Source organism: Streptomyces sp. 13-12-16, from assembly GCF_002114215.1.
Taxonomy (GTDB): Bacteria; Actinomycetota; Actinomycetes; order Streptomycetales; family Streptomycetaceae; genus Streptomyces.
Map to the genome: position 1 here is coordinate 1 of NZ_NCTE01000265.1, position 5,287 is coordinate 5,287.

The following is a 5,287-nucleotide window of genomic DNA, read 5'->3' on the forward strand; positions in this document are numbered from 1 at the left end:
CGCCGCCGCCCCCAGCGCCGCCGCGACCGCCGTGATCGGGTGCACGAGCAGGACCAGCCCGTACAGCGCGCCCAGCGCCGCGTACCCGGGCACCGGGCGCAGCCCGCCCGGCCCCACGTACCGCACGGCCCCCGCGTTCCGGGCCCGCGCACCCGTCAGCGCCCACGCCCAGAGGACGAGCCCGGTCGCGAACGCCGACGGGTAGGCCAGATTGCCCGTCATCGACATCAGGTTCAGGTAGCCGCTCCACCAGGCCCGCTCCACCCCCCACAGCAGCGTCATCGCGCCGAGCGCCAGCACCGGTGCCCAGGGGCGCGGGGTCAGCACGCGCACGAAGCGGCCGATCCCGGTCAGCAGCACCAGCAGGTTCAGCGGCCCGGTGAGCTTGAGCACCTCCCAGCCGCCCAGCCCCGTCAGCCGGGCGGCCACGCCCTGCGCCAGCGCGAACGGCGAGTAGGAGGGGCTGCCCGCCCCCGGCAGGTCCGCCGTCGGGTGCCGGGGGTTCAGCAGGTCGTCCCTGAGGCGCTCCACGACCGCCGCGTGCTGCCCGGCGTCGCAGCACAGCGGCACCCTCCAGTACGCCAGCGACATCACGAGCCAGAACAGGAAGCCGAAGAGCTGGTACGGGGTGGGGCGCCAGGTCCCGCCGCCGCGCAGCGCCGTGGCACCGCGCACGGCCGGCCGGACGAGGACTCCGGAGCTCATCGGGTGGTGAGGAAGGGGAACGTCTCGGGCATCTGCCGTATGTTCCCGGCGTGGTCAACGGCATGACCTCACATCACCTCATCGAGTGAAGCGAGTGGCCCCGGGTTCAGCGCGCCGGCTCCACCGGAGCCCCCTGCGCCGGGACCACCGCCCGCCGCACCACCGGCTCCAGCAGCAGCGGCACGCCCAGCACCGGCAGCAGCCCCTCGGTCATCGGGCGCATCGCCGTCGTCCCGCTCGGAGACGGAGGCACGGCGCCAGGCCGCGCTCCACACCGGGAGGCCCACGCCGGTGAGGTGCGGGGCGCGGTCCGGGGAGAACACGCCGTCGGGGGCCCTCGCCGGCAGGGGCGCGGCCGGATTGCCGGGCCCGCCCTCCCACCAGGGCGCGCGTTCGTGCTCGACGTGCAGCACGTCCACCGGACCGGTCTCGGCCAGACGCGCATCCAGGGCCGCGAGCGCGCCCGGTACGGGGACGTCGTCACCGTCGGGGAACAGCAGGTACGTCCCCGTGGCCGCCCGCGTCCCCGCGTTGCGCGCCCCGCCGGCCCGGCTTGGTCACGCCCCCTGCGGCATCCGGGGGACACCCGTCACGCGAAGGGGCGGGCCCGTGCCGGCCCACCCCTCCGACTCCGCTCGCACACCGGCTACTTCACCGCGCCCGCCATCACGCCGGAGACGAACTGCCGCTGGAACGCGAAGAACACGACCAGTGGGACCACCATCGAGATGAACGCGCCGGGCGCCAGGACGTCGATGTTGTTGCCGAACTGCCGTACCTGGGTCTGCAGGGCGACCGTGATCGGCTGGCTCCCGGAGTCGGTGAAGATCAGCGCGACCAGCATGTCGTTCCACACCCACAGGAACTGGAAGATGCCGAGCGCGGCGATGGCCGGACCGGCGAGCGGCATCACGACCCTTACGAACAGCCGCAGTTCGCCCGCGCCGTCCAGCCGGGCAGCCTCCAGCAGCTCCTTGGGGATCTCCGCGAAGAAGTTCCGCAGCAGGAACACCGCGAACGGCAGACCGAAACCGACGTGGAAGAGGACCACACCGGTCACGGAGCCGAAGATGCCGATGTTGCCGAAGAGCTCGGCGATCGGGATCAGCGCCACCTGCACCGGCACCACCAGCAGCCCCACCACCGCCAGGAACCACCAGTCCCGGCCCGGGAACTCCATCCAGGCGAAGGCGTACCCGGCGAGGGATCCGATCACCACCACCAGCACGGTCGCCGGGACGGTGATGTACACCGTGTTCAGCAGCGAGCCGGTGATGTCGTCGTTCTCCAGCAGCGTCTCGTAGGCGCCGAAGGTGAGCTGCGAGGGCTCGGTGAACACCTTCCACCAGCCGTCGGCGGCCATGTCCTGCGGGGTACGCAGGCTGGCCAGCAGCAGCCCGACCGTCGGGACCAGCCAGAACAGGCCCACGACGATCAGGAAGACGCGGACCAGACCGCCGCTGACCCACTCGCTCAGCCGGGAGCCCAGTGACCGTTCGGCCCTGACGGTGGAGAGGGCGGGCTGTGCACCCGTCCTGGTGGCACTCATCGCCTGACCTCCCGCCTCAGCCGCCTGACGTTGAACCACATCACCGGGATGACGAGCAGCAGCAGGAACACCGCGATCGCGCTGGCGATGCCCGGCTGGTCCGCCGCGAAGCCCTTGCGGTACAGCTCCAGCGCGAGGACGTTGGCGTCGTCCTGGGACGAGCCCGGGGCGATGATGAAGACCAGGTCGAACACCTTCAGCACATTGATCATCAGGGTGACGGTGACGACCGCGAGGACCGGCGCCAGCAGCGGCACCGTGACACGTCTGAACACCTGCCACTCGTTCGCGCCGTCCACCCGCGCGGCCTCCAGCAGCTCCCTGGGCATCCCCGCGAGCCCCGCCGCGATCAGCACCATCGCGAAGCCCGCCCACATCCAGATGTACGAGCCGATGATCGCCGGCGTGACCAGCGACGGGCCGAGCCAGTCGAGGCCGTTGTACGGCTCGGCGAAGTTGCTCTTCGGGAGCCGCAGTTGGGCGCCCTCGGCCTTCGAGGAGAAGGAGAACGAGCCGTCGGCGGCCGCCGTGGCCGTCTCCACCACCTCGGCGCCCTTCACGGCCTCGATCCTCATTCCGGCGTAGCCCAGCTCCGAGGCGTCGACGGCGTTCAGCGTGCCGACGCCCTTGCCGCGGGTGAAGTCCTGCCAGGTGGTGCCGGTGATCCGGTCGCTCTCCGGCTGTGGCGCCGCCGCCCGCTCCGCGTCCTTCGGCATCAGGTCCGGGGCGACCCCGACCAGCGGCAGCGTCACCGTGTCGCCCACCCTCACCTGCCTGCTGGTGATGAAGCCGCCGTCGTCGTCCTTGACGAGCGGCGAATCACGGCCCGGGTGCGCCTTCGGGAACGCCGAGGACTGGGCGAAGGTGTCGTGCACCCCCACCCACACCGCGTTCGCCACGCCCTTGTCCGGGTCCTGGTCATACACCAGGCGGAAGATGATCCCGGCGGCCAGCATCGAGATGGCCATCGGCATGAAGACGACCAGCTTGAACGCCGTTCCCCAGCGCACCCGTTCGGTCAGCACCGCGAAGACCAGGCCGAGCGCGGTCGCGATCGTCGGCGCGAACACCACCCAGACGATGTTGTTCTTCAGGGCCGTGCGGATGCCGTCGTCGGTGAACAGGGCCTGGTAGTTGTCGAATCCGGCGAAGCCGTCGCCGGACTGGTCGTAGAGGCTGCGGACGACGGAGTACCCGATCGGGTAGACCACGAGCGCACCGAGCAGCACGAGCGCGGGCAGCAGGAACAGCGCCGCCACGGTGGTGCGGGTGCCGGTGACGCTCTTGCGCGACTTGGGAGCGGCAGGGGCCGGTTTCGGTGCCCCTGCCGCCGTGTCCGACGCCATCGCCGGATCAGTTCCCGTACGCCGCGGCCGCGTCGGCCTCCAGCTTCGCCTGTGTACCGGCGACGTCCTTCGGGTTCTTCAGGAAGTCCTGGAGGATCTTCCACTCGCCCTTGCCGGGCGTGCCGCCGAACGCCTGCGGGGCCTGGTCGGACATGTCGAAGCGGAAGTCGTCCCCGGCGTCGACGAGCGCCTTGGCGATCTTCTGCTGGACCTCGTTCGGATACGCCGAGTCCGGCACGTTCCTGTTCGGCGAGAGGTAGCCGCCGAGCCCGGCGTGGATGCGCGCGGCGTCCGGGGAGGCGAGGAAGGTCGCCAGCGCCTGGGACGCCTCGGAGTCCTCCAGGATCACCGCCGCGTCGCCGCCGGACACCACGGGCGGGGCGTCACCGACCGCCGGGAACGGGAACACCTTGGCGTCCGTGCCCACCTCCGCCTTGGTCTCGCCGATGTTGACCTGCGCGAAGTCGCCCTCGTAGACCATGCCGGCCTTGGGCTGGTCGCCGCCGGTGAAGGTCTGCGTCACGGACGTCGGGAAGTCGGTCCCCAGCGCGCCGGAGGCGATGTAGTCCTTCTTGCCCCAGATCTCGGCGAGCGTGGTCAGCGCCTCCTTGACGGAGGGGTCCGTCCACTTGATCTCGTGCCGGGCCAACTGGTCGTACTTCTCCGGTCCGGCCTGGGAGAGGTAGACGTTCTCGAACCAGTCGGTCAGCGTCCAGCCCTCGGCGCCGCCGACCGAGAACGGGGTGACACCGGAGTCGTAGACCATCTGCGCGGTGGTGAGCAGTTCGTCCCACGTCTTGGGCTCGGCGGCGCCCGCGTTCTCGAAGACCTGGGCGTTGTACCAGATCAGCGACTTGTTGGCGGCCTTGTAGTAGACGCCGTACTGCTTGCCGTCGACCTTGCCGATGTCCTGCCAGCCCTGCGAGTAGTTCTCGCCGAGCTCCTTGGCCGCCTCGGCGCCGAGCGGCTTGGCCCAGCCCTTGTCGACGGCCTGCTTGATGGCGCCCGGCTGCGGCAGCATCGCCACGTCCGGCGGGGCGCCACCCGCGACCTTCGAGCCGAGGAAGTTGATGATCGGGTCCTGGGCGGGGACGAAGGTCACCTTGGCGCCGGTGCGCTTCTCGAACTCCGCGAGGACCTTCTTGAAGTTGGCCTGCTCGACGCCGGTCCACACGGCGGCCACCTCGAGGCTTTCACCGTCCAGCTCGGGGAGGGTGACGGTGGTCCCGGTCCCGCCGCCGCCCTTGTCCTTCTCGTCGCCGCCGCTGTCGTCGTCACCGCCACCGCCGCACGCGGTGAGCGAGACCGCGAGCACTCCCGCGGCGAGCACCGCGGCGGCCCTGCGGGTGCGGGGAGCCGTCATGTGGTTCCCAGGCGACCTGTGTGTCCGGATGATCCTGCTCGTCCTGCGCATCACTGCCCCGTTCTTCGTACTCCGTCGAACGCCCAGCGCTGTCCCGTGCGCTCTGGTCTACGCCCGGGGGGTAGGGGTGGCAAGACCGCCTCCCGTGTCAAGTCGGGGATCGTGACACCGTCGTGACCACGGGTCACCACTTCCACGCCCCTGCGCGCAGTCGCGCGCTTCCGCTCTCGCGTCCCCGCCGTCGGGCCCCGCTCCCGCGGGCAGCCGCGCCGCCTGCCCAGTCGGCCGCGGGCAGCCGTGCCGCTGGGGCGGCACGGGTGGGCG

General features: G+C 71.2%; 3 protein-coding genes and 2 pseudogenes. All 5 read right to left on the reverse strand.

Going from position 1 to position 5,287, the window contains the following annotated elements:
• Positions 1-705: pseudogene (locus B7767_RS11880) on the reverse strand (hypothetical protein); the annotation flags it as partial.
• Between the two features lie 230 nt (positions 706-935).
• Positions 936-1,262, reverse strand: a pseudogene (locus B7767_RS47970) (glycosyltransferase); the annotation flags it as partial.
• Positions 1,263-1,351: 89 nt separating this feature from the next.
• Positions 1,352-2,254 carry a carbohydrate ABC transporter permease gene (locus B7767_RS11890; protein ID WP_085572173.1) on the reverse strand — a complete coding sequence of 301 codons (903 nt, stop codon included), beginning with the start codon at positions 2,252-2,254 and terminating at the stop codon, positions 1,352-1,354.
• Complete coding sequence (locus tag B7767_RS11895) at positions 2,251-3,600, reverse strand: carbohydrate ABC transporter permease (RefSeq protein ID WP_085572174.1); 1,350 nt, start codon at positions 3,598-3,600, stop codon at positions 2,251-2,253. The genes B7767_RS11890 and B7767_RS11895 overlap by 4 nt, the downstream gene beginning before the upstream one ends.
• Before the next feature lie 7 nt (positions 3,601-3,607).
• Positions 3,608-5,014 carry an ABC transporter substrate-binding protein gene (locus B7767_RS11900; RefSeq protein ID WP_085572175.1) on the reverse strand — a complete coding sequence of 469 codons (1,407 nt, stop codon included), beginning with the start codon at positions 5,012-5,014 and terminating at the stop codon, positions 3,608-3,610.
• Positions 5,015-5,287 lie beyond the last annotated feature (273 nt).

Excerpts from the sequence above, each read along its gene's own strand:
- B7767_RS11890 (WP_085572173.1), bottom strand. The coding sequence starts at position 2,254 with ATGAGTGCCACCAGGACGGGTGCACAGCCCGCCCTCTCCACCGTCAGG.
- B7767_RS11895 (WP_085572174.1), bottom strand. The coding sequence starts at position 3,600 with ATGGCGTCGGACACGGCGGCAGGGGCACCGAAACCGGCCCCTGCCGCT.
- B7767_RS11900 (WP_085572175.1), bottom strand. The coding sequence starts at position 5,014 with ATGCGCAGGACGAGCAGGATCATCCGGACACACAGGTCGCCTGGGAAC.